Annotated in this window: 25 protein-coding genes; 8 read left to right on the forward strand and 17 right to left on the reverse strand. The window is 41.6% G+C overall.

Annotated elements, in window-relative coordinates:
- Window positions 1-57: 57 nt before the first annotated feature.
- Window positions 58-870, forward strand: a complete 813-nt coding sequence (cpdA, locus tag PseudUWO311_RS00900; RefSeq protein ID WP_142653215.1) for a 3',5'-cyclic-AMP phosphodiesterase — start codon at window positions 58-60, stop codon at window positions 868-870.
- Between the two features lie 126 nt (window positions 871-996).
- Window positions 997-2,130, forward strand: a complete 1,134-nt coding sequence (gene proB / locus PseudUWO311_RS00905) for a glutamate 5-kinase (protein WP_142653216.1) — start codon at window positions 997-999, stop codon at window positions 2,128-2,130.
- 51 nt (window positions 2,131-2,181) lie between these two features.
- On the opposite strand, the gene PseudUWO311_RS00910 is transcribed toward proB, so the two are convergent.
- From PseudUWO311_RS00910 to PseudUWO311_RS00925, 4 genes are all read right to left on the reverse strand, one after another.
- Window positions 2,182-2,751, reverse strand: coding sequence for a biotin transporter BioY (locus tag PseudUWO311_RS00910; RefSeq protein ID WP_142653217.1), 570 nt, complete (start codon window positions 2,749-2,751; stop codon window positions 2,182-2,184).
- Window positions 2,752-2,883: 132 nt separating this feature from the next.
- The gene (locus tag PseudUWO311_RS00915; RefSeq protein WP_142653218.1) at window positions 2,884-3,276 is read right to left on the reverse strand and encodes a VOC family protein; all 393 of its coding nucleotides are present in this window, start codon (window positions 3,274-3,276) and stop codon (window positions 2,884-2,886) included.
- 49 nt (window positions 3,277-3,325) lie between these two features.
- Window positions 3,326-4,372, reverse strand: coding sequence for an anthranilate phosphoribosyltransferase (trpD, locus tag PseudUWO311_RS00920; protein WP_142653219.1), 1,047 nt, complete (start codon window positions 4,370-4,372; stop codon window positions 3,326-3,328).
- 137 nt (window positions 4,373-4,509) lie between these two features.
- The gene (locus PseudUWO311_RS00925; RefSeq protein ID WP_142653220.1) at window positions 4,510-6,645 is read right to left on the reverse strand and encodes a sugar transferase; all 2,136 of its coding nucleotides are present in this window, start codon (window positions 6,643-6,645) and stop codon (window positions 4,510-4,512) included.
- Between the two features lie 147 nt (window positions 6,646-6,792).
- Between PseudUWO311_RS00925 and PseudUWO311_RS00930 the strand changes: the two genes are divergently transcribed.
- Window positions 6,793-7,077 (forward strand): DUF427 domain-containing protein, encoded by a 285-nt coding sequence (locus PseudUWO311_RS00930; RefSeq protein WP_142653221.1) that lies wholly within the window; start codon window positions 6,793-6,795, stop codon window positions 7,075-7,077.
- Window positions 7,078-7,178: 101 nt separating this feature from the next.
- Here the strand turns inward: PseudUWO311_RS00930 and PseudUWO311_RS00935 are convergent, their stop codons facing one another.
- The 4 genes from PseudUWO311_RS00935 to PseudUWO311_RS00950 all read right to left on the reverse strand — a co-directional run bounded on the left by PseudUWO311_RS00935 (window position 7,179) and on the right by PseudUWO311_RS00950 (window position 10,279).
- On the reverse strand, window positions 7,179-8,903 hold the full coding sequence (locus PseudUWO311_RS00935; protein WP_142653222.1) for a GspE/PulE family protein: 1,725 nt from the start codon (window positions 8,901-8,903) through the stop codon (window positions 7,179-7,181).
- Window positions 8,904-8,988: 85 nt separating this feature from the next.
- Complete coding sequence (locus PseudUWO311_RS00940) at window positions 8,989-9,177, reverse strand: PCP reductase family protein (protein WP_103668490.1); 189 nt, start codon at window positions 9,175-9,177, stop codon at window positions 8,989-8,991.
- Window positions 9,178-9,277: 100 nt separating this feature from the next.
- Window positions 9,278-9,622 carry an SH3 domain-containing protein gene (locus PseudUWO311_RS00945; protein ID WP_142653223.1) on the reverse strand — a complete coding sequence of 115 codons (345 nt, stop codon included), beginning with the start codon at window positions 9,620-9,622 and terminating at the stop codon, window positions 9,278-9,280.
- A gap of 117 nt (window positions 9,623-9,739) precedes the next feature.
- Window positions 9,740-10,279, reverse strand: a complete 540-nt coding sequence (locus PseudUWO311_RS00950; protein ID WP_142653224.1) for a PadR family transcriptional regulator — start codon at window positions 10,277-10,279, stop codon at window positions 9,740-9,742.
- Between the two features lie 136 nt (window positions 10,280-10,415).
- On the opposite strand from PseudUWO311_RS00950, the gene PseudUWO311_RS00955 reads away from it, so the two are divergent.
- From PseudUWO311_RS00955 to PseudUWO311_RS00975, 5 genes are all read left to right on the forward strand, one after another.
- Complete coding sequence (locus tag PseudUWO311_RS00955) at window positions 10,416-11,432, forward strand: NAD-dependent epimerase/dehydratase family protein (protein WP_142653225.1); 1,017 nt, start codon at window positions 10,416-10,418, stop codon at window positions 11,430-11,432.
- Window positions 11,433-11,453: 21 nt separating this feature from the next.
- Window positions 11,454-11,918 carry a cupin domain-containing protein gene (locus PseudUWO311_RS00960; protein ID WP_142653226.1) on the forward strand — a complete coding sequence of 155 codons (465 nt, stop codon included), beginning with the start codon at window positions 11,454-11,456 and terminating at the stop codon, window positions 11,916-11,918.
- A gap of 20 nt (window positions 11,919-11,938) precedes the next feature.
- The gene (locus tag PseudUWO311_RS00965; protein ID WP_142653227.1) at window positions 11,939-13,369 is read left to right on the forward strand and encodes a carotenoid oxygenase family protein; all 1,431 of its coding nucleotides are present in this window, start codon (window positions 11,939-11,941) and stop codon (window positions 13,367-13,369) included.
- 113 nt (window positions 13,370-13,482) lie between these two features.
- On the forward strand, window positions 13,483-13,902 hold the full coding sequence (locus tag PseudUWO311_RS00970) for a helix-turn-helix domain-containing protein (RefSeq protein WP_142653228.1): 420 nt from the start codon (window positions 13,483-13,485) through the stop codon (window positions 13,900-13,902).
- 132 nt (window positions 13,903-14,034) lie between these two features.
- Window positions 14,035-15,567, forward strand: a complete 1,533-nt coding sequence (locus tag PseudUWO311_RS00975; protein ID WP_223807392.1) for a PP2C family protein-serine/threonine phosphatase — start codon at window positions 14,035-14,037, stop codon at window positions 15,565-15,567.
- 97 nt (window positions 15,568-15,664) lie between these two features.
- On the opposite strand, the gene PseudUWO311_RS00980 is transcribed toward PseudUWO311_RS00975, so the two are convergent.
- The 9 genes from PseudUWO311_RS00980 to purE all read right to left on the reverse strand — a co-directional run bounded on the left by PseudUWO311_RS00980 (window position 15,665) and on the right by purE (window position 22,868).
- Window positions 15,665-16,516, reverse strand: a complete 852-nt coding sequence (locus PseudUWO311_RS00980) for a HEAT repeat domain-containing protein (RefSeq protein ID WP_142653230.1) — start codon at window positions 16,514-16,516, stop codon at window positions 15,665-15,667.
- A gap of 39 nt (window positions 16,517-16,555) precedes the next feature.
- Window positions 16,556-17,371: a HEAT repeat domain-containing protein gene (locus tag PseudUWO311_RS00985; protein ID WP_142653231.1), complete on the reverse strand. Its 816-nt coding sequence runs from the start codon at window positions 17,369-17,371 to the stop codon at window positions 16,556-16,558.
- 90 nt (window positions 17,372-17,461) lie between these two features.
- Window positions 17,462-17,950, reverse strand: coding sequence for a phycocyanin subunit alpha (gene cpcA / locus PseudUWO311_RS00990; protein WP_142653232.1), 489 nt, complete (start codon window positions 17,948-17,950; stop codon window positions 17,462-17,464).
- Window positions 17,951-18,101: 151 nt separating this feature from the next.
- On the reverse strand, window positions 18,102-18,620 hold the full coding sequence (locus PseudUWO311_RS00995) for a phycocyanin subunit beta (RefSeq protein ID WP_142653233.1): 519 nt from the start codon (window positions 18,618-18,620) through the stop codon (window positions 18,102-18,104).
- A gap of 535 nt (window positions 18,621-19,155) precedes the next feature.
- Entirely contained in the window at window positions 19,156-19,476 is a 321-nt protein-coding gene (locus PseudUWO311_RS01000) for a hypothetical protein (RefSeq protein ID WP_142653234.1), read from the reverse strand.
- 103 nt (window positions 19,477-19,579) lie between these two features.
- Window positions 19,580-20,326, reverse strand: a complete 747-nt coding sequence (locus PseudUWO311_RS01005; RefSeq protein WP_142653235.1) for a phycoerythrobilin:ferredoxin oxidoreductase — start codon at window positions 20,324-20,326, stop codon at window positions 19,580-19,582.
- Window positions 20,327-21,052 (reverse strand): 15,16-dihydrobiliverdin:ferredoxin oxidoreductase, encoded by a 726-nt coding sequence (locus PseudUWO311_RS01010; RefSeq protein WP_142653236.1) that lies wholly within the window; start codon window positions 21,050-21,052, stop codon window positions 20,327-20,329.
- A 214-nt stretch (window positions 21,053-21,266) separates the two neighbouring features.
- A complete protein-coding gene (gene glyQ / locus PseudUWO311_RS01015) occupies window positions 21,267-22,181 on the reverse strand; it encodes a glycine--tRNA ligase subunit alpha (protein ID WP_142653237.1) in 915 nt (304 codons plus the stop codon).
- A 168-nt stretch (window positions 22,182-22,349) separates the two neighbouring features.
- Window positions 22,350-22,868, reverse strand: coding sequence for a 5-(carboxyamino)imidazole ribonucleotide mutase (purE, locus tag PseudUWO311_RS01020; protein WP_142653238.1), 519 nt, complete (start codon window positions 22,866-22,868; stop codon window positions 22,350-22,352).
- Between the last annotated feature and the right edge of the window lies 1 nt (window position 22,869).

Consider the following 22,869-nt stretch of genomic DNA (forward strand, 5'->3'; position numbering starts at 1 on the left):
AAATAAATAGTTGCTACTCAATGCTTATTTGGACGAGCTAGGTAGTATAAAAATACGATGAATTACGGTAGTTTTGTTTCTATTGCACAGTTAACAGATATTCATTTGTTTGAAGATATCGAAAGTTCTTTGGTGGGTATTCAGACTGAGGCTTCTTTTCAAGAAGTTTTAACTGATATAAAAAGAACTTTACCACAGACTGATTTATTGCTTTTGACGGGGGATTTAACTCAAGATGGTTCTGCTGCATCCTACAATCGTTTGCGCCGATCACTTGATAAGTTTGGTATTCATTCCTATTGTTTAGCAGGTAATCATGATGATTTGCTTTTAATGCAAAGTCAATTACCCAGCGAATACGTTCATCTAAGTCGATCTCTAGATGTCGGGAAATGGAGGATTTTGTTACTTAGCTCCGTCGTCGTTGGCGCAGTACATGGATACTTAGCAGATTCAGAATTAGCATGGCTAGAAGATAATCTGTATGCTTATCCTGATCGTCCGACCTTAATTGCTTTTCATCATCCTGCTGTACCACTAGGCTCTCAATGGATCGATGGAATTTGTTTAGAAAATCAAGATCAGTTTTGGGAAATATGCGATCGCCATCCCCAAGTTGAAGTTGTCTTGAATGGACATGCTCATCAAGACTTCGACCAAATTTATGAAACACCCCATAATTCAGTCCGTTGTCTGGTGACACCTTCGACTTGTATTCAATTTCAGCCTCAAAACCACAAGTTCCAGATCGATAGTCAGCCACCTGGATTTCGTCATCTAAGGCTTTATCCTAATGGAGTAATGGAAACAGAAGTGCATCGACTCAAGGTTGGCAGCTTCCATCCTGATCTTGCTGCGAGCGGTTATTAAAACGTCGAGAGTGTTGCTTTGCAATATTCTCGACCAAAATATTGAGTTTTATTTCAGCACAAAGCGCTGTAGGATAAAAAATCGCTAGATTTTTTATCCTACCCTTTACAAATGCAACCGCTACAAATGCAACCGCAGATCATTGTTATTAAAATTGGCACATCTAGTCTTAGTCATCCCGAATCAGGAGATTTGCAACTAGCGACGATCGCCAAATTAGTTGAAGCGATTGTGCATTTGCGGCGGGAGGGGCATAGTGTTGTTTTAGTTTCTTCGGGAGCTGTAGGAATTGGTTGCGGAAGGCTCGGACTGAAACAACGTCCGCGCAAAATTTCTAAAAAGCAAGCCGTGGCTGCCGTAGGTCAAGGTCGTTTAATTAGGATTTATGATGACTTTTTTGGTTCACTACAGCAGCCTGTCGCTCAAGTGTTATTAACAAGAGGAAATCTGATCCAGCGTCAACATTACATGAATGTCCATGCAACTTTCCATGAGTTGTTGGAGATGGGGGTTGTCCCAATAGTAAATGAGAATGATACGGTTGCAGTAGATGAGCTGAAGTTTGGCGATAATGATACGCTTTCAGCATTGGTAGCAAGTTTGGTCGAGGCTGACTGGTTATTTCTATTGACCGATGTTGATCGCTTATATACTGATGACCCACGTCAAAATCCTGAAGCAAAGCCAATTGAATTTGTAGAATATTCAGAACTACAAGAACTTAGGCAAGCGATCGGTGAGAAGCAGGCACTAGGAGCACAAGGTGGCGGTACTCAATGGGGAACTGGCGGTATGACTACAAAGCTTGATGCGGCACGAATTGCTTCAGCAGCAGGAGTTCGCACAGTAATTACGCGAGGGGCTTTCCCCGATCGCCTGTCTGCGATTCTCCGTGGCGAGAACTTTGGTACACAATTTGCTGCTCAACCCAAAACTGTTAATGCGCGTAAACGTTGGATTGCCTATGGCATGGTTCCTCTCGGCAAGCTGTTTTTAGATGATGGAGCTGTGACTGCGGTTATTCGCAAAGGGCGATCGCTATTACCTGCGGGAATCACCCAAGTAGATGGTAAGTTTGAAGCAAATGAGTCTGTGAGTCTGTGCGATCGTGATGGTAATGAAATTGCCAGAGGCATCTCAAATTACAGTAGTAGTGACATTCTTCGCATTCTCGGTTCTCAGTCAGAAGATATCCCTAAATTACTAGGCTTTGACGGCGAAGAAACCGTAATTCATCGTGATAATTTAGTCAGTCTTTAAAATCAAAAGAGATTGCCCAAAAGGGGCAATCTCTTTTGATTTGTTATTGTTTTAGTAAAACAATAATTTCCGAGAAATTGTGGCGATCACAATAGTGGCGCATACAACTAAAAACTGCCCTGATAAAACTTGGACAGAATATTGCCAAAATGAAGTTTGAATCGCCGTAAAGTTTGGCATTTGAATTGCAATTAAATAGATTATGCCGATCGCATGAATGGCGATTAATCCACCAAAACAGCTGATTGCCATCTGCGCTAAACTTGGTGGTCGCAAAAAAGCTAGAAATCCACAAAGCCATCCACCAAATACAAATCCAAGTAAATATCCAAAAGCGGGAGATTTAAGGTAGCTTAAGCCACCACCTTGATAAAATACGCCAAATCCGCTTAAGCCCAAAGTAATATAAGTGATTTGCGACAAGAGCGCCGCGTAACGTCCACCAAGACAACCTGTGAGGAGAACAGCACCAATTTGCATAGTCACACTAATCGATTCGATCGCAACATTATTTCCCTGACCCGCAAGGGTCGGTAGGAGCATAGATGGTTGAACGAAGGTACTAGCAATTGTCAGCAACAGTCCAGACAATGCCCACATTAGCTGTAGCGGTTTTGGCACAGGTGTCTCAGTCAGAAAAATAGATGCAATATAGAATCGTACATGAATTATGACTCAAAAATTGAGATGCAGCGCTTTGCGCCGCATCTCAATCACATCTTAATTAGGGTTGCACGGCTTCACCGCGTAACCCTAATTAAGATGTGATTGGACAATTTCGAGCATATTGCCATCAGGATCGCTTAAAAATAAAATTCTTTGTCCCCAAGGCATCAAAGTTGGCGGAGAAATCATATCTACGACAATATTTGTCTGCTGATCGCATATTTCCTGATAAACCTGATCGAGATTATCAACGGTCATTGATAGCAAAAATGGATTGCCACTGATAATCTGCTTACCGCGATCGCCAAATAATTTTGGCAACCAACTGCGATCGTAAATCCCAATTTTTAGTTTGCCGCTATATCCTTCTGCGCCATCAGGTTTAGCAGGTTTTTCAAATATAAAGCCCAAAACATCACGATAAAAAATCAGCGATCGCGCTACATCGGAAACAAATAGAGCAATGTAATCGATTTCCATAAATTTAAAATAATAATTGGTGGCGCTTCGCGCCGCCAATTATTATTTGCTATTGCAAGAATTTTACCAATGCTTCTGCTTTTGACCATGCTGCACCACTTTTAAGGATTTCTGAGGCAAGGATCACACCTTCTGCCCAAGTACTCGCAGCACCACCAATTCGTAATGCTAAGCCACTATTGAGGGCGACACAATCAGCTTGAGCTTGGCTGCCTTTACCTTGCAAAACTGCACGTAAAATATCCGCATTTTCCTGAATATTGCCTCCCTTTAGACTCTCAAGCGGTGCAGAAGTTAATCCTAATTCTTGAGGTGCGATCGCCTCTTCAGTTACGATACCGTTGCGCAAAAATGAAATGTCAGTAAGATCGCCCAAGCCTGCTTCATCCATGCCTTCGCGACTATGTAAAACTACAGCTTGCTGGCGATCAAGTAACCGTAGAGATTCAGCGACAGTATGCGTTAAGGACTTACTATAAACTCCTAAAACTTGAGCTGTAGGATGAAGAGGATTCACCAGAGGTCCAATCAAGTTAAATACAGTACGCACACCTAAGCTACGACGGATTGCTCCAACTGCTTTCATCGCAGGATGCCAACTCGGGGCAAATAGAAAGGTGATTCCCACCGCAGGCAAAGCTTCATAAATCTTTTCTGTGGACGTACTCAGGTGAATACCGATCGCTTCTAAAACATCCGCCGAGCCAGAGCGACTAGAAACCGCCCGATTTCCATGTTTCGCCACAGGAATTCCCGCTGCTGCCACCACAAAAGCTACAGAAGTAGAAATATTAAAAGTCGAAGCACCATCGCCACCAGTGCCACAGGTGTCAATCAAAGGTTTTGATCGATCAACAATATGACCAAATTGATCTTTAAGCTTTTGCCCTTCACTTTGAGATTGCAACACATTTGCCATGGCAGCTAATTCAGAAGCTTCGATCCCTTTAAATTGCAGAGCGGTCAAGATCGCCCCCGACAACTCAGGTGCGATCGCTCCTTCTAACCAACCCTGCATCAGCGCCGTAGCCTGTTCGCTCAATAAGGTCTGTCTATCCATAAGCTGCTTTAGCAGTTGAGACCAATTATGTTCCATAATCTCTTCTATATGACACTGTGTATTGCTTACAAGAATACAATGCTTTGCGTTCAAACCCGAATCAAAAAAATAAAAGTGTTGCGAAGCAACACTTTTATTTTTTTTGATTCTTTATAATGAAAATCGCTAATACGTTACACTGCCTTATTCTTTCTATCAAATAGAACTAAAAAAGTTTGGACAATCAACTTGAGATCATACCAAATACTCCAATTTTTACGATATTCAATATCGTAATTTACGACCTCACCAAAAGTTCTCACATTAGAACGCCCATTCACTTGCCATACGCCAGTAATTCCTGGTCTCACATCTAGGCGATTCCACTCTGTATAGCGCTCATCATGATATTCAACTTCCAATTCATAGGAGTTGATCTCATCAAAGGTAGGCGGACGAGTTCCGACCAAACTCATATCTCCGATCAAAACATTCCAAAATTGGGGGAATTCATCAAGACTAGTTTTTCTCAAAAATTTACCAACTTTAGTAACTCTTGGATCATCGGCATTCTTAAAAAATTTGCCACTCATAGTCGTATCATCTCCATCCGCAATAGGCACATTTGAAGTTGCCTCAACCTGATTCTCGACTTTTACTTTAAGCTGCTCAGCATTTTTAACCATTGATCTAAATTTCCAAATTCGGAATGGTTTGCTTAATAGACCACAACGAATTTGTCCAAACAGAACATTACCTTTGCTCTCAACCATAATCGCGATCGCGATCGGAATAAATAAAACAGCAGTGAAACTTAAGCCAATTAATGAACCAACTATATCTATTAGCCTTTTAATAGGGTTCCGAACTGACGGATGTACAGGTACGCTGGGATCGATGTCAATAAAAGGGAAGAAAAATTTAAGGATTGGATAAAAGATCCTGAGAACAGGGATTTTCTTGAGTAATTGTTGTGTCCGAAATAGCAACAACCCAGACATCGTAATGTTTTTAACTTTAGTCCTTTGGATTGAATTAGAGAATCGGAATGTATTACTAGTTGGCTCAGTAATGAACAAATTACTAATAGAAGATAGTTTAATCAAATCACCAACAGCGTCACTCACACTCCACAAAGCCAATTTAGTGTCATTTGCTGTAGCCATCCTAAGACAATTGGTTAAAGCCCCTAAGCCAGCACTATCCATAACCGTAGTGTGACTCATATCGATCACAATCTTTTTATAGGTTTCATCAGTATTGCAAAGAGTTTGAAAATCAACCAAAAATTCTCTTGCCGTAGAAAACACTAATCTTTCAGGACTAAAGATAAATGCAACCTCATCAAAAGTCACAATTGAAGCCTGTTTATAGTCTCTATTTTGAGTTATTTCTCGGTTACTTCCATCACTAACAGGAATGTAAACAGACTTGGGATATCTATTTGCGATCGCTCTACTTCTGACGACCATTAGGTCGAGCACGTTTAATTTCATGAGTAACCATGCTGGTAACCCAATATCTTGGAAGCGAGTCTTTGATTCTACGAAAACAACTTTACTACCAAAAAAACATCTGGCAATAAATAGATAAGGAAGGGAAAACCCAGAGCCCGTACAAACAACGAGATCAGGCTTCTGAATAGGTAAAACCTTAAAAGCTAGAAATACATTGCGGATGAAATTTATGAGGTTGTCTTTTACAGGAGCATATCCCCAATAGCGAATAACATTCTCAATTTCTCTTTCAGTTGTAATCGTACGTACAGATATCCATGAACGATCGCTATAATTTTCCCAAAAGCCCTTAAGGGTTTGCATATAACGAAAATACCCCCCAGCAGCGCAGATAAGCATTAATTTCTGTGATGGATATCGATCTTTTAAGTATTCACATAATTGAGTCTCATTAAGATTAGGATTTATCGTTGATTGTTGTAACTTAATAAACTTAACTAAATCTCCAGGGGATCTAGCAATAGCAACTCCTCTATGCTCAAATTCGTCGGCTATCTCCATTTGCCGATTATCGATGTATTCTCGAAATCGCTGTAAACGAGGGACGAGGACATATGGGGTATCTTTGTCTTCTAAAAGCTGAGCAATATTTTCGTCGCAATGACTAATAATTAAATTAGCTCGATCAACAAAGTTCAAAAAATCTTGCTCAGATAAATTGCGATAAGCTGTAGAACCATCAGGTAAATGCGTTGAAAAACCGTACTGGACTAACACATCTTCATTAATTAGTTGGTACTTAATTAACAACTCTATCCAATGCATTAGAGCGTTAAATTGGTATTGTTCTGTCCCAACTGTGATTAAAAGCATGTCTCAAGCCTTATTACATCAAAACTAAACAATTTCTAGGATATCTAGTATTTTATGCCTAGAGAATTATAGTAACGCTAAAGTTGACTAGCTGAGTCTATCAAACATTACAATAACAAATAAAATAATTGCAAAATTCTAAAATTTATGACAAAAGCTATTTGGAATGGTGTTGTGCTTGCGGAAAGTGATCGCTGTGAAGTCGTGGATGGCAATCAGTACTTCCCTGCTGATGCTCTGAATATGGAATATTTCAAGCCTAGCAATACTCATACAACTTGTGGCTGGAAAGGAGTGGCGAGTTATTACAGTGTTGAGGTTAATGGCGAAACTAACAAAGATGCAGCTTGGTACTATCCTGAGCCAAAGGACGCTGCAAAGCAGATCAAAGGTCTTATTGCATTTTGGCGTGGTGTAAAAGTCCAACCATAAATAATAAGCCGCGCAAAGCGCGGCTTATTATTTATGGTTGGACTTTTACACAAAATGGCTACGCCATTTTGTGTTTTTAAAACCCTCACAGAGTTTGGTTTTTAATTTACAGAAGTGTTGTCACACTTTTGTGAATTGGTATTAACAGCCTTAATATGGGCTTGTCGGGAAATGGGGGAATTGACTCGGTAGATAGCACTACGGGGTAAGACGCGCAAAATCTCTTCGGTTGTAGTTATGCCGACATTGAGCTTATCGATCGCTGCAAGTCGAAATGAATTAAAGTCAATTTCATTAAGATAACGATTCATTTGGGTAATTGTGCCTTCATAAATCATTTGGCGAAAAGCATCATCAATATCGATCAATTCGACCACAGCTTCGCGTCCAATATATCCAGTGAAAAAGCATTTTTCACAACCTTTGCCTTTACGCCAACGACTGGGATCAATATCTTCGCGATCGAGTTTAAGAGATTGCAGCTCTAATAAAGATGGATGATGAAGCGCTGAGCAATGAGGGCAGTTTTTACGAATTAGCCGCTGAGCGACCACACCCAATAAAGCGTCACTAATCAGTCCTGGATCGGGTCCTAGATCTTTGAGGCGAGGAATCGCACTAGCAGCATCATTCGTATGCATTGTCGATAGAACTAAATGTCCTGTTAGAGCGGCTCTTACAACGGTTTCAGCGGTTTCAGGATCTCTAACTTCTCCCACCATCACAATGTCGGGATCTTGTCGTAAAATAGCCCGTAACCCTGCGGCGAAGGTCATGCCTGCGGGTTCGCAAACTTGAGTTTGGGTGATATTTGGCAAGATATATTCGACAGGATCTTCAACGGTGATCACGTTTACATGTTCTTGAGCGATCGCTTGCAAACTTGTATAAAGGGTACTAGTTTTGCCCGAACCCGTGGGGCCAGTCATGATGATCAGGCCTTGGGGCTGTCGTAACCAACTGTCGTAAATTTTTAGAGTGCGATCGCTAAATCCTAAATTTTCTAAATGATTCGAGAAAGGATTGTCGCGAGGCAAAAGCCTAATTACTGCTTTTTCACCGCAGACACAGGGCAATGTGCTCACGCGCATATCGAGATTACGATGCAGACTCTCATCGCTGGTATATTCTTTGCCAATGCGTCCGTCTTGAGGACGGCGACTATCGGCGATATCCATATCGGACATCACTTTCAGGGCGACAATAATTTTGCGGCTAATTTCGAGGGGCAAGGTTTTGATATCGCGCAAAATGCCATCAATGCGAAAGCGGACTCTTAAACCTGTGGGAGTTGGCTCTAGATGAATGTCACTGGCGCGATGTTGCAAGGCGATCGACATTAAGGCATTAATTCGCCTTGTCTGATCAACGGCTTGAGATAAATAAAGATCCGTAGCCTCGACAATATCAACTTGCTCAGTCTCCCCTGTGAGCGGATTGATCGCCTGTGCTGAATGGATCTCGTTAGGATTAGGAATATTTTGGCGACGAAACCATGTACGGTAGCTCGTCGTAGTAATTTTGATCGTTTTGATGTCAGTCAAGGTGCGATCGCTGATCAATTTGATATGGTCATCATTTAAAGGCTTGGGACTTCCAATATAAAAACAGTTGCGCCACAGTAAAAGAGGAATTACTGGTGGCAAGATACTACGATCTTCAAATTCCCGAAAGAAACGGTGCGTTAGCTCTTGGTCAAGCCAAGATAAATGCACATTGCCTTCAATATCTACTAAAAAATTCAATGCTTCTTCGCAGGTCGCGATGTTGCCATGTCGCAGCCTTTTCCAGACTGATTCCCCTACATGCCCCGATGTTTCATTCATAATTTGGTAAGCTCCGCGTCAGAACTTGAGCATATCTTTCGTCAAATGAATTGAGAAGAATGAACCTCTAAGAGGTTCATTCTTCTCAATTCATTTGATCGTATTTTTTATTGAACATTTTTTTAGCTTGATCATAAACATCGACAGTGATTGGCGAGAAGCTATTATCCTGAGCATATTTTTCAATCTTTTTACGCGCAAATGGGCGCACAAAGAAGGGAATATCTTTCAGTTTGGCTTCGGCTTCAGCCGTCCATACGATCTTTTCACTCATTGATTTTTAGAATTTATTTGTATTTTTTGTTTTACTTGTTGCTTTACAAAGTTTAACCTAGAGACACCAAAAAAGTAGCGGGGCAAAGCAACGCTACTTTTTACCTGCTACATTGCTGAGCAAGAAAGTCTTCCCGGATCCATCCCCTAGTGCCACTTGGTCTGTACTCCACATAGTACCAAGTATTTCCTTCAGTATCTTGATCTTCAACTCTCTTACCAGAATCGTTATTGAGCATGTTTACATACTGCCCAACCAACAAGTACGAACGACTTCTAAACTGAGTACCAGCGTCATCTCTCAGATTCACCCGCGAACCCGTTGTTCTTCCGACGATTTGCACATAACAATCACTCAATGACTGCGCTGATGCGCTGGGAGTAGGCTGCATAGACAATGCCAAAAATGGCGCGATCGCAGTTACAAGAATTTTTTTAATTTTCATCGAATTTAAAGAGATCTGTTGACTCTAAAGAAGATGTATAAATCTTACCCATTTACAATCTAGATGCTATCTAGGTAAAAGCCAAATGACGTATCGCGATGATATTGGGCTTTTGGACTATTCCCAAGCAGCTACAAGCTCCAAGGCTTCATCACACCAATCAATCCAGCCTTGTTCAAAGTTGATCCCTCGGCGGAGCGTTAAATAGGCAAAACGAGACTCTTTGGGACAATCTTGAGTCGAACTAAAAAAGTTCCGTTCGATCGCTTGATAAGTTTCTAGTTGTTGCTGATGTAGTTGGCGATGGTGTTTGATCTTTTGGGTGATCGCTTCTTCAGGAATGAGATAACCCGCATAGATTTTAAGTAAAAATTCATCTTTAACGGTTGCAACTTCGCTAGATTGCAGCAGCCATGTTTTCAGATGTGCTAGCCCAGTATCAGAAACTGAGAATATTTTTTTGTCGGGTCGTCCTTCTTGGGCGATCACTTCAGCCACGATCAAACTTTGCTGCTCTAGCTTAGTTAACTCACGATAAATCTGTTGGTGTGTGGCTTGCCAGAAAAATCCCACCGTACCATCAAATTGTTTGGCGAGGTCATAACCGCTTTTTGGTTCGCAAATCAATGAAACCAAGATGGCGTAAGCAAGGGTCATATTTTTGAAAATTATCTAGACTTGAGATTGACATATGCACTTAGTTGAGTATATATTATCTTTTGTATTCAATTAAGTGCATATTAGCTTAGTTGAATATAGAAGAACAAACCAGCTATCTATAGGAGACAGAATAATGAATACTTCTCAACAAGATTTTCAAGTTATTTTTGGCACAGGTACTTTAGGTAAGATGATTGCGCAGCAACTTGTCGCACAGGGCAAGCAAGTCAGGATGGTAAGTCGCAGTGATCGGACGAATTTGCCACAAGGTGTGGAATTGCTTCTCGGTGATGCTGCCGATCCACAATTCACGCAGAAAGTTTGCCAAGGAGCAGAAGTGATTTATCACTGCGCGGGACCAAAGTACAATTTCAAAGCTTGGGTAAAAGAATTTCCTCCCTTGCAGCAGGGTATTCTCGCTGGTGCGATCGCTAGTGGTGCAAAGCTGATTTACGGCGATAGTCTCTATGGCTATGGCAAAGTCAAAGAAACGATGCGCGAAGATATGCCCTATGACGCAACTACAAATAAGGGTAAGATCCGCGCTCAACTTGCGGAAACCTTAATGACTGCTCATCGCGCAGGAAAGGCACAGGTAGCGATCGCCAGATCTTCTGATTTCTATGGTGAGGGCGTTCACAATTCTGTATTTAGCGATCGCGTGTTTATTCCTGCCCTGCAAGGTAAGCCTGCCGAAGCGATCGGTAACTTGGATCTACTTCATACCTATACCTACATTCGAGATTTTGCTAGAGCGATGATCATTTTGGGAGAGCACGAGGAAGCGCTCGGGCAAGTCTGGCATGTTCCCAACGCGCCCACGATTTCCACAAGAGAAATGTTGAATATTCTTTTTGAAGAATTGGGACTACCCGCAAAAATGAATGGCATGGGTAAATTGATGATGCGAATTGGTGGATTCTTTATTCCTGAAGCCGCTGAATCGGTAGAGATGATGTATCAATATGAGAATTCATTTGTTGTTGACAGTTCTAAGTTTGTCAGGGCTTTTGGCGATATTGCCACACCTCATCGCGAAGCAATTCGCAATACAATTGCATGGTATCAGCAATATTTACAAACTCAAGCTGAACAAGATTCTGTAAAAAATGAAGTTCGTAAATCCATGAAGAATGTTGCAGCAACCTAGAGAAATCTCAATCCTAAATCTATGACTATCATCGATCCTAATCAAGTTCCCATCCGCACAGGCAGTAGCTATCCCGATCGCTTTAAACCCGTAGTTGAAGGACGCGAGAAAAAACGTTTAGGTGATGCCGCAGGATTGAAAAACTTTGGTGTAAATTTAACCACACTTCAACCAAAATCGCGATCGGCACTCTGTCATTGGCATACAAAACAAGATGAATTTATCTATGTTCTATCAGGTGCATTAACCTTGATTACCGATGAAGGCGAATCGATTTTATCAGCAGGACAAGCGGCGGGATTCCCTGCGGGTGAGCCCATTGGGCATTGTCTTTATAATCACACCGAACAAGTAGCTACTTATCTAGAAATCGGCGATCGCACTCCCAACGATCAAGGACATTATCCCGATGACGATCTTGTTGCCATAGCAACCGAACAAGGTTGGCAATTTACCCATAAAGACGGAACAATCTATTCTTCTTAGAATCCATTAAAGAGAAAATCATGACTACAACTATTCACAAGCATTCACAGCAAGCATCTTGGGCAAAGGTGATCGCTAAACCAGCTAGCGAATTTCCTCTCACTCAACTCTCGACAATCTCTGGTCAAATCCCCGAAAATCTCAAAGGTTCTCTCTATCGCAATGGACCCGCAAGATTAGAACGTGGTGAATTTCATGTGGGACATTGGTTTGATGGTGATGGCGCAATTCTGGCGGTACATTTTGCTGAAGGACAAGCGCGTGCAACCTATCGCTATGTCCAAACAGCAGGATATCTCGAAGAGGAAAATGCTGGCAAATTGATTTATGGCAACTATGGCATGAACGCCACAGGCAAATGGTGGCAACGTTTCGGCAAGACTTCTAAGAATGTGGCAAATACTTCTGTTCTCGCTTTGCCTGACAAACTTCTCGCATTATGGGAAGGTGGCTTACCGCATTCTCTAGACTTGGAAACATTGGAAACAAATGGTTTAGAAAATCTCGAAGGTTTGGAAAATCGACTTCCCTATTCGGCTCATCCTAAGCGTGATGCCAATACTGGTGAGATTTTTAACTTTGGGGTTTCCTATGGTAAGAATGCGATTTTGCATCTTTATCGCAGCGATCGCAATGGCAACCTGATCAAAAAGAATCAGGCAACTTTGGCAGGACTATCAATGATTCATGATTTTGTCCTCGCTGGGGATTATTTAATTTTCTGTGTACCACCTCTGCGGATGAATCCATTTCCTCTGCTCCTGAATTTAAAGAGTTATAGCGATTCATTAGCTTGGAAACCTGAAGAAGGAACAGAAATTTTAGTATTTGATCGCCATAATCTCGAATTAGTCAGTCGCAATGTCGTTGAGCCTTGGTATCAATGGCATTTTGGTAATGGCTATAGCGATGGCGATGGCAATCTTGTCTTTGATTTAGTTCGCTATTCAGATTTTACTACCAATCAATATCTCAAAGAAATTGCCTCTGGCAAAACTAAAACCGAGGCAAAAGGCACTCTCTGGCAAATGCGCCTCAATCCAAACACAGGCATATTTCTGGAATCTTCGCAATTATGCGATCGCGGTTCTGAATTTCCTACTGTTGCCCCTTCGCAAGTTGGACAAAACTCTCGCTATACCTATCTTTCGATTCATCGACCTGATGCTGTCATCAATCAAGAACTATTTGGTGCGATCGCTCGTTATGACAACCAAACTCATACTCTCACCGAAGCCAATCTCGGCACAAATCGCTATCCGATGGAGCCAATTTTTGCACCTGATCCATCCAATCCTGACAATGGCTATGTGATCACTGTTGTATTTGATGGCGATCGCGAATGTTCAGAAGTCTGGGTATTTGATAGCGATCGCCTTGAACAAGAACCAGTTTGTCGTCTAGATATGCCCAGTATTGTACCAATGGGGTTTCATGGTACTTGGCGATAAAAAATCGAGGGACAATTCATGAATTGTCCCTGCGCCTAATAATTGGTATAAAATCATTTCTGTTAGATTAACTAGTTACTTGAAAATCTAACAAATTTTTTTTATATTAAGCGATGCCACCAAGGTTACAAGTCAAAACTGATGATTGCTCTCCTCTAGGGCTATATGTTCTTCAATATTTAGAAGAGCAAGACATTAGTATGAATCACCTTGCCGAATTAACAGGCGTACCACAACCAAGACTCAGAGGAGCTTGCTTTAAAGGAACTTGTCCAACTCCTGAGACTTTAAGGAAATTGGCAAAAATAATGGGTAAGCATCATTTAGAGCTTTATACCTTGGCATATCAGGGCAGGATCGAGCAGGCTCCTGACGATGTAGATGACAACTTGCTAGATATTTTAATCAGGCAAATGTTAGAAACATCTCGTGAGTTTAATCTTGCTATGCCAAAAGTTCAACCTTCTAAAGCAAAGATTCGCAAAGCTTTAATCGAGTTAGGTTTTCGAGAAAAACGCGAAGAGATTAATTAAAAAGCAGAAATTTATACTGGCTATGAGACTTTACAAACACACTCTAAGTGATACACATAATTAGTGAATGATAATTTCATCTTTTTTATACACTAATATATGCAGATATTAAAGCTCAAGAGTAGCCCAAAAATGAATAGTCCTAAAAAAACAAAAAAAGTGACTTCAGGCTCTCACCTCATAGCTTTTATCAGTCTTTCCTTAGGATTTAGTGGACTATTATTTGGAGCCTCCGCATGGAATGTTTGGTCAACGTATCAAGCCTTTGACAAAGCGATCGCCAATCAATTTAAATTACAAAATTTGAGCAACCAAATCATCTACTACGATGAAGTGTTAACCATGTCTGCGCGAATGTATGCTGGAACAGGCGATTCTAAATGGGAATCTCGATACAATCAATTTGTGTCGCAGCTAGAAATTACAATCAAGCAAATTATCGAACAAACTCCTAATACTTATAATGCCAATGCCAAAAAGACTGATGAGGCTAATCTCAAGCTTGTTGATTTGGAGACAAAATCGTTTGAATTAGTCCACCAAGGCAAATCGTCAGAGGCAATGCGTATTTTATCGGGGACTGAGTATGAATCTCTAAAACAAATCTATGCCGATGGCATACTAACAACTCGAAATGCGATATTACTAGAAACTGAGAGTAGTCTTGATCGCTATCGCCAGTTTTTGTTCCAATCGTTGTTACTTGCAGGATTGAGTTTTCCGATTTTATTAGTAACAGCCACGATCATTATTTTGCGAGTTAAAGGTTTTGTAAGGGAACGCAGACTAGCCCAATTATCTTTGCAAGAGTTAAATCAACATCTAGAAATTCGCGTTGAACAAAGAACTCAAGATTTAAAGTCTGCTAACGCAGAAATTACCTATTTGAACGAGCGATTGCAGGAAGAAAACCTGCGAATGAGCTCTGAACTGGATGTGACACGCCGTTTGCAACAGATGATGCTACCTCTAGATGAGGAACTGGAAACCATCAAGGAGCTTGATATTGCGGGATTTATGGAGCCATCAAATGAAGTTGGTGGGGATTATTACGATGTTTTACATCACTATGGACGGGTCAAAATTGGCATTGGCGATGTCACTGGACATGGATTAGAAAGTGGTGTTTTGATGATCATGGCACAAACAGCAGTGCTAACTATGAGCGTTTTACAGGAAAAAGATCCCATTCGGGTTCTTAAAGCTTTGAACACTGTACTGTATGAAAATGTTACAAGGATGAATTCTGACAAAAATATGACGCTTCTGTTGATTGATTATTTTCAAGGACAACTGAGTTTAGTTGGACAACATGAAGAGGTAATTGTCGTCAGAGCAGATGGTACTGTAGAGCGAATCGATACTAATGATTTGGGCTTTCCCCTCGGATTAGAGGCTGATATTAGTGCATTTATCATGCAAGCTCAAATTAAACTTAACCCAGAAGATATTGTCGTGCTCTATACAGATGGTATTACAGAAGCAGAAAATCCAAATCGTCAGTTTTATGGACTAGAACGTTTATGCCAGCTTGTTCAAAATCATCGCCAAGAATCCGCTCAGTTAATTTGTGAAGCTATTATTCAGAACCTTAAGACTTTTATCGGCTTAAGTCGAGTTTATGACGATATAACTCTACTCGTGATCAAACAGCTTCAATATTAGGATTTATCAAAAAACAAGAGAGAGTTACAGCGTAAAGCGCTGTAACTCTCTCTTGTTTTTTGATTGGTGAAACGGTGCGAAGCGTCGCCTCACCAATTTAATTGTGTAGCTTATCTTTTATCGCTGCGGCTAAGTCCTGAAAACGGCGTGGATCTCCCTCGCTAACGGCACTAAGCCGTTCTTCGTTCTTCATTTCATAAAGATGATTGAGAATATTCTGCCAATCATCCGATGTTAAAGGAGATTCTTTTTCTTGAACTGCTGAGATTTTTTGAGAAATATCAAAATTACTTGTATAAGTTTGTTGGAGCCTCTGCTGCAACCTTTGTTGAGCTAGCCAGACACGAGCACGAATCGCCAACACCTCATCGTTACATCCCATTAGATTAAATTGCACTTGAATTTCCGATCGCCATGTGGGAAGTTTATTAGCGATCGTAATCGCTAAAGCCTCTAAACCTACCACAGCCGCATAGCGCACGACCCATTCTTCATCTTGTTGTGCTACAAACAATAATGCATCTAAAGCTTCTTCCTGCGCCATTTCACGGAGTTCATCAGGAAACCAACGCCATTTCATCATCCCTAGCCCTTTGACCGCAGCACGACGAACACTCATCGCAAAGTCGGCAGTCGCCACACCAAGCAAAGTTATCAAACCTCTAGGATCGCCTATGCCAGCTAAAGCGCGGATCGCCCACGATCGCGCTGTGTAGTTGTGCATATCCAATAGCTCTAGCAAAGCAGGTACGGCAGGATTTCCTAACTTGATTAATCCATCCACCGAAGCAACAGCAGCACCAGGATTGTTGTAGCTCAGAGCCTCAATCAAAATGGGAATAGCACCTACTAATTGAGCATCAGCTAGATTTTGAACAGCTTCAAGTAAAAGCTTAGAAGAATCTGCTTCTTCTACAGCCTGTATTAGTTGAGTAAGGCGATCAGTCATAGGTTTAAAAAGTAGGGAAGCGCAAAGCGCTTCTCTACTTTACAATAAATCATCCATCAGAGCCATGACTCTCACCGCACCTTCTGTAAGTTCTGGAGGTATCGCAAGAGGAATTTGTTTTTCTAACAATCCTTTCAGGCAAATTAGTTTGAGGCTATTTTCCGCAAGCGTATCGCCGATCGCTTCCGCCGCAGCCAAATAACCGATCGCGCCCAAATCTGAAAGAACCGTGCGCCGCAATTGCAAATCGTCATTAGACAGAGCCATGATTAAGCGTTCGCCATATTGGTTAGCCACCTCCGACTCCGAAAGTTGATACATCGCTCTTGCGGCAGCATATTGCACTTTAGGGATTGGATGCTCTAAAAATGGCAAGATATCAGGAATCGCTCCTACAGCTCTTAATGTTCCTAAGGCTTCTAAGAAAGCATCATAAGGGTGTTCTGGTTCTGCGTCAGCACTAACTTTAAAATTAGGATTTTTGATTAACTCGAATATATATGGTACGCAGGAATCATCACCCAACATTTCTAAGGATTGAGCAGCAGCTTCACGAACATAAAAGTCATTGCATTCTAACGACTTGATTAATGCTGGAACTGCCCTGCGATCGCCCAGTTTCCCCAAAGCCCTTGCCGCGTTGCGCCGTAATGGATACCCTCCCGCTTCAGTGCGATCGGCTTCATCAGCCAAAGCTAAAATTAGTAGGTCAATCGCTTCTGGCAAATTCACTCGAAAACGTCCTAACCACCAAGCTGCATAAACTCGCAATCCCAAGTCTTCGCTCTGGAGATTGATTAGAGCTTGTTCGATTGTTAATTGATTGTCGTCTGGAATGCCAGATTCTTCGTTCATAATTTTAATTTGGTCGTAATAAATGGCTCTCGCTCCATTAAAAAGCAAAAAGCACCCCCGAAGAGGTGCTTTTTATTTTAAAGCGAAGAATTAGCTAAGAGCATTGATTGCATAATCGATGTAGGAGTTAGCTTCAACAGCAGAGTCTCCAGACAAACCATGGTTAGCCTTAACATACTTAAGAGCTTCAACATACCAGCTAGGAGAAAGATCAAAGGTGCGGTTGATTTCAGCAATACCAGCAACCAAGTAATCATCCATTGGACCTGTACCACCAACTACGCAGCAGTATGTAACCATACGGATGTAGTAGCCAATGTCACGTACACACTTGTCTTTGCCAGTTTGGCTAGAAGCATAGTTAGGACCAGACATCGAGGTGGTGTAAGGGAACTTGCTGTAAACTGCATTAGCAGCGCCAGAAGCCAAGCCAGAAGCCTTTTCGCTCAATGCTTTAGCAGCAGCTAGACCAGCAGTTGCTTGACGGAAACGACCAAAAGCAACTTGGGTTTCGGTCGAGCTAAGGAAACGACCTTGAGAATCGGCGGCGGATACTGCTTCGGTTAAAGGGGTTTTCATTGTGGGATGTTCTCCAAAATAATCTTGTTAAGGTAAATACGATCTGCTGAAAAATTCATTAATTCAGTCAGAAAGAAATGGAATCAATCAAAAAACTTAAATTATTCAGTCTTTAGTCCAGTCTATAAAAGTCAAGACTAAGAAACTAAAACTAAGCAACAGAAGCAGCAGCTTTATCAAAGTAGCTACCGATTTCACTCATTAGAGCTGAGCAATCGCCACGGGTAATACCATTGGAATCGTTAGCGATCGCGATTGCAGCATCCTTCATTTTGCCGATACCAGCAGCAACGGAAGTACCAGGAGTACCAAGAGCCAAGTAGGTTTCTTTCAAACCATTGAGGCAACGATCTTCCAAGATGCTTGCATCGCCAGAATAGATAGCATAGGTAACATAGCGCAATACGATTTCCATGTCACGTAGGCAAGCAGCCATACGACGGCTGGTGTATGCATTTCCACCAGGAGCGATCAAAGCAGGCTGTTCAGCGAACAAAGCACGAGCAGCATTAGCAACGATTGCAGAAGAGTTGCTGGTGATGCGGTTTACAGCATCCAAGCGCTTGTTGCCATCGGCAACCATTGCACTTAGAGCATCAATTTGGGAAGCACTGATATAAGCGCCTCTGGAATCGGCTTGGGATACTACCTTTGCAAATGCGTCGTACATAATACTGTTATCTCCAGTTTTGTAATTATCTTTTATTTTTTATGTCATCCTCAAACTAATTAAAGTCTGATGGACGATTGACCAATCTAAACCTTATCTGATTTTTATTTCAGAAAACCTTAGAAAAATCTTTGTTTTAAATAGTTGGGAAAGCTGACTCAATTAGATAAATACTTTGTTTCTATCAATCTCGCTCAGTTCAATTTCCTACCTATTTGTTTATACTATGTCGTTGGATCGTTTTTCATTACAGATTGTCACAATTTATAACGGGTTGTTTCAAAATCTCGTTTTTTTGATCGCGATCAGCAGTCAGATCAAGATCCTAAAACCAGAAATTGTTTTCAGGAATTCACTCTGGGAAAGCTTTCTAGGTTTTTGATCTTAAATGACATTGTGGCGATCGCATTTAGCTAAATTTCTGAGAGATTAGGGTATGAGGATATTCAGAAACCCCTTTGCCTTAATGGTTATAAGCTTTGCTGTATAGCAACTAGCAATTACTTGAGCTTTGCAAGCCAGCATCGCTAAATCATTATGATGTGCCGACCAATCGCAAAGGCACAATTCTTTCTAAAACTTGCTCTGCCGACAATAATCGGGTAATACGTACCTGAGCGATCGCGGGTTTACTATCACTAGAGTCGCTACTTCTTGGTAATTCTTCTGGAATCACTTCTATAGCTTGGATCACTTCTTCAACTTTATAGAGAATCATTTCCTCTTTTCCATCAACAAGGTAAATCCCAACGGGAATGATGATCGGCTTGCGTCGCCATGCCATGTCATTCCATAACCCAGTGACCTCCCATACTCTTCTTAGTCGCCAACCTTGAGACAGAAAAAAATATTTCACGCGAGCTTCTCTCTTTTCAAAATATTGTTCTTCAAACTTCGCTCTTAGCGACAACTATAGCTAAGAAAGAATAAGGTGGTGCAAAGCACCACCTTATTCTTTCTTAGCTATGTTCCAATTTGCGCTCTAAGTCAAACAGAAATCCGTGAATGTATTCTTCAGTCCATTCCGAACCGTAGAATCGATTAAACATTCCCCTTGCAGGATCTTTCTCAGCTCGATAACGTAAATATCTCAGCTGGGCTTCTTTAATTTCAGCTAATCTCTGTTCATTAGTGATGGGCTCAGCGCGATCGCAAAAGTCTAAATAAGCCTGAAGATAATCTTTAAAAGCATGGAACACATGAGTTTCTACCACTTCATTTTCTTTTGGTCTAGTCCATAAGAAAGCAGGAGAGAAAAACTGACTTGCTTCTTCAGGAAAATCACCACCCCAAGTTAAATGTTGTTGATAGGACTCAAAAATCGGCAAAATTGGCTTGGTATATTTATCTTGATAGTCTGGATCGTCCCGAAACAATGGTTGCATATCCAATGCAATCAGATGTCCCCCAGGGAGCGTGACTAAGTCACCCCCAAAAAATGGCAAGTCATAGTTTAAATGCGGAAAAATGACAAAATTTAAAACTTGAAGTGAGCTTCCACCTTGGACATGGGCTGCCCGAATTTGACGAAGCTTAGATGACTGATAGCCAAAACTGGTAGTCAAGACTTCATTCTGGTGACTTCCCTTGCCAACGATCGCCGATTTGGACTCGAATCCTTCAGGAATTGGATATGGCTGCAAATCAGGCAATCGTTCTTTTAAATAAGCGATCGCATGATCCAAGAAAGGTTGATATAGAGTCATTTAAGCCGTCACTGCCAAAGGCTTAGCATCTTCAAACAAAAATTCGTACAAAAACTTCTCAGACCAATCATGCCCAAAGTAACTGCTGAATAGCCCAGAGGCAGGATCGCGATCGGCACTATATTGGTCATAGTCTTTCTGAGCTTTAACGATTCGCTGAATATCGGACTGATCCAATAGAGGCGTTGCATCCGCAAGCATTGACCAATAGAGATTCAAATAATCTTTGAATGCTTCTAGCACTCTGGTTTTGACGGTTTCAGAATCTGTTTTGGCAAACAATAAATATTTGGAGAAGTATTGATTGGCATCATAAAACTTCATTTCCAAATTTTGCGCTAAGTCTGGATACTTATCGTGTAACGTTTTGAGGGGATAAATATATTTCTCAAGATAAGCAGCATCTTGAAATAATGGCTGAAAGTCCATCACAATCAAGTTCTTGACCGATCCAAATGACAAAAAATCAATTCCCAATAGTGGCAAGTCATAGTTATGGCTTGGATAAATGACGCTATTAAAAATTTGGGCGCTTGCACCTGCATCAATGTATGTGTAGCGAATTTTGCGAAATTCCGAACATTGATAGCACCAACTCCGAATCGTTGCAGGGTTACGGCCGCGATCGCTAACACAAGACTCTAAACCTTCTGGTATCAAGCGGCTTTGCAAGTCAAACCTTTGAAATAGCGACTGTTCTAGATAGTCAAGAAAAGGTTTATACATGAATTTTATGTAAAATCAGATATTTATAAAAGTTTCTTTTGAGTTCTTAAATCACAACAATACGAGATCGGTTCTTTATCTAAGGTGAATATGAGAAACTAGTTAATAATCCTTAATACAGCCATTACGAATCAAATAAATAAAGGCAGCGCTTCGCGCCGCCTTTATTTATTTGTGGTTTTATTTACCCTAGATATAGTTGTCTGAGCTTTTTTTAAGTAGTTAGCGCAGCTTCAGAAACTAAAGGAAATCCTAGTGCTTCCCTCTGAGCGTAATAAAGCTTGGCAACTTGACGTGCTAAGTTGCGAATTCGGCCAATATAGCGCACCCGCTCTGTTACCGAAATTACACCCCGCGCATCTAACAAATTAAAGGAATGTGAACATTTCAAAACATAATCAAAGGCTGGTAATACAAGTTCAGCTTCTAATAAATGTCCTGCTTCTTTCTCGTATTGTAAGAACAATTCAAAGAGCAAATCTGAATCCTGTGGCTTGCCGCCATAGTTACCAAAGTTATAGCCACTATGCTCGACTTCGCCTTGGTGATGTACTTGTCCATATTTGATGTCGCCTAACTGTGGGTGCGATCGCCACACAATGTCGTAAACCGAATCCACCCCTTGCAGGTACATGACTAGACGCTCTAGACCATAGGTAATTTCCGCAGAAACAGGGCGACAGTCTAAGCCCCCAACCTGTTGAAAATAGGTGAATTGGGTGACTTCCATTCCATCTAGCCAAACTTCCCAACCAACACCCCATGCGCCGAGGGTCGGTGATTCCCAATCATCTTCGACGAAGCGGACATCATGATCGTCGGGATCGATGCCGAGATGCTTAAGGCTGTTTAGATATAGATCCAGCACGTCATCGGGCGATGGCTTGAGAATTACCTGAAATTGATAATAATGTTGCAAGCGATTAGGATTTTGTCCATAGCGTCCATCGGTGGGGCGGCGGCATGGCTCAACATAGGCTACGCTCCATGGTTCTGGGCCGATCGCTCTCAAAAATGTATGCGGACTCATTGTGCCAGCACCCTTCTCGATGTCGTAGGGTTGAGCAATCAAACATCCGCGATCGCTCCAATATTTTTGCAACGCCAAAATAACCGACTGAAAATCCATGCTGTACTAGGCAATAACACTTTAGCCTTTTATCCTATCAGCGATCGTGTCGAAAATCCTCTAGATTCAGGTCTTGACAGCAATTCTCATTGTGCAGGGTTTTCACCGCCTGCGGCGGTGAAAACCCAAGACTGGTTTGTGCTCAAAATTGCAAGCCGCACAAATAAATCACATTTGCAGCAAATATTTTTCGCTTCCTAATTCGTCTAGCTTATCTTGCTTCTCCATCACCATATCTGCCAAAGATTGACGATATGTTATTACCTGTTGGAGAAGATCAGGGTTGTGACTAGCTAGAATCTGCACTGCTAGTAGCCCTGCATTGTCAGCATTACCGATCGCTACGGTCGCCACAGGGATTCCCTTAGGCATTTGCACAATCGAATAGAGAGAGTCAACACCACTAAGTTGTCTGGTAGAAACTGGTACACCGATTACAGGCAAAGGTGAAAGCGCCGCTACCATACCAGGTAAATGAGCTGCACCACCTGCTCCTGCAATAATGACCTTAATGCCACGAGTATGCGCTGTTTTGGCAAATTCCACCATTCTTTCGGGTGTGCGATGAGCAGAGATAATCGCAACTTCATGGGAGATTTCAAATTTTTGGCAAATTGCGATCGCGCCTTGCATGGTGGGTAGGTCAGAGTCACTGCCCATGATGATGCTAACTTGTGGATTTTGCATA

Source organism: Pseudanabaena sp. UWO311 (assembly GCF_006937785.1).
Lineage (GTDB): Bacteria > Cyanobacteriota > Cyanobacteriia > Pseudanabaenales > Pseudanabaenaceae > Pseudanabaena.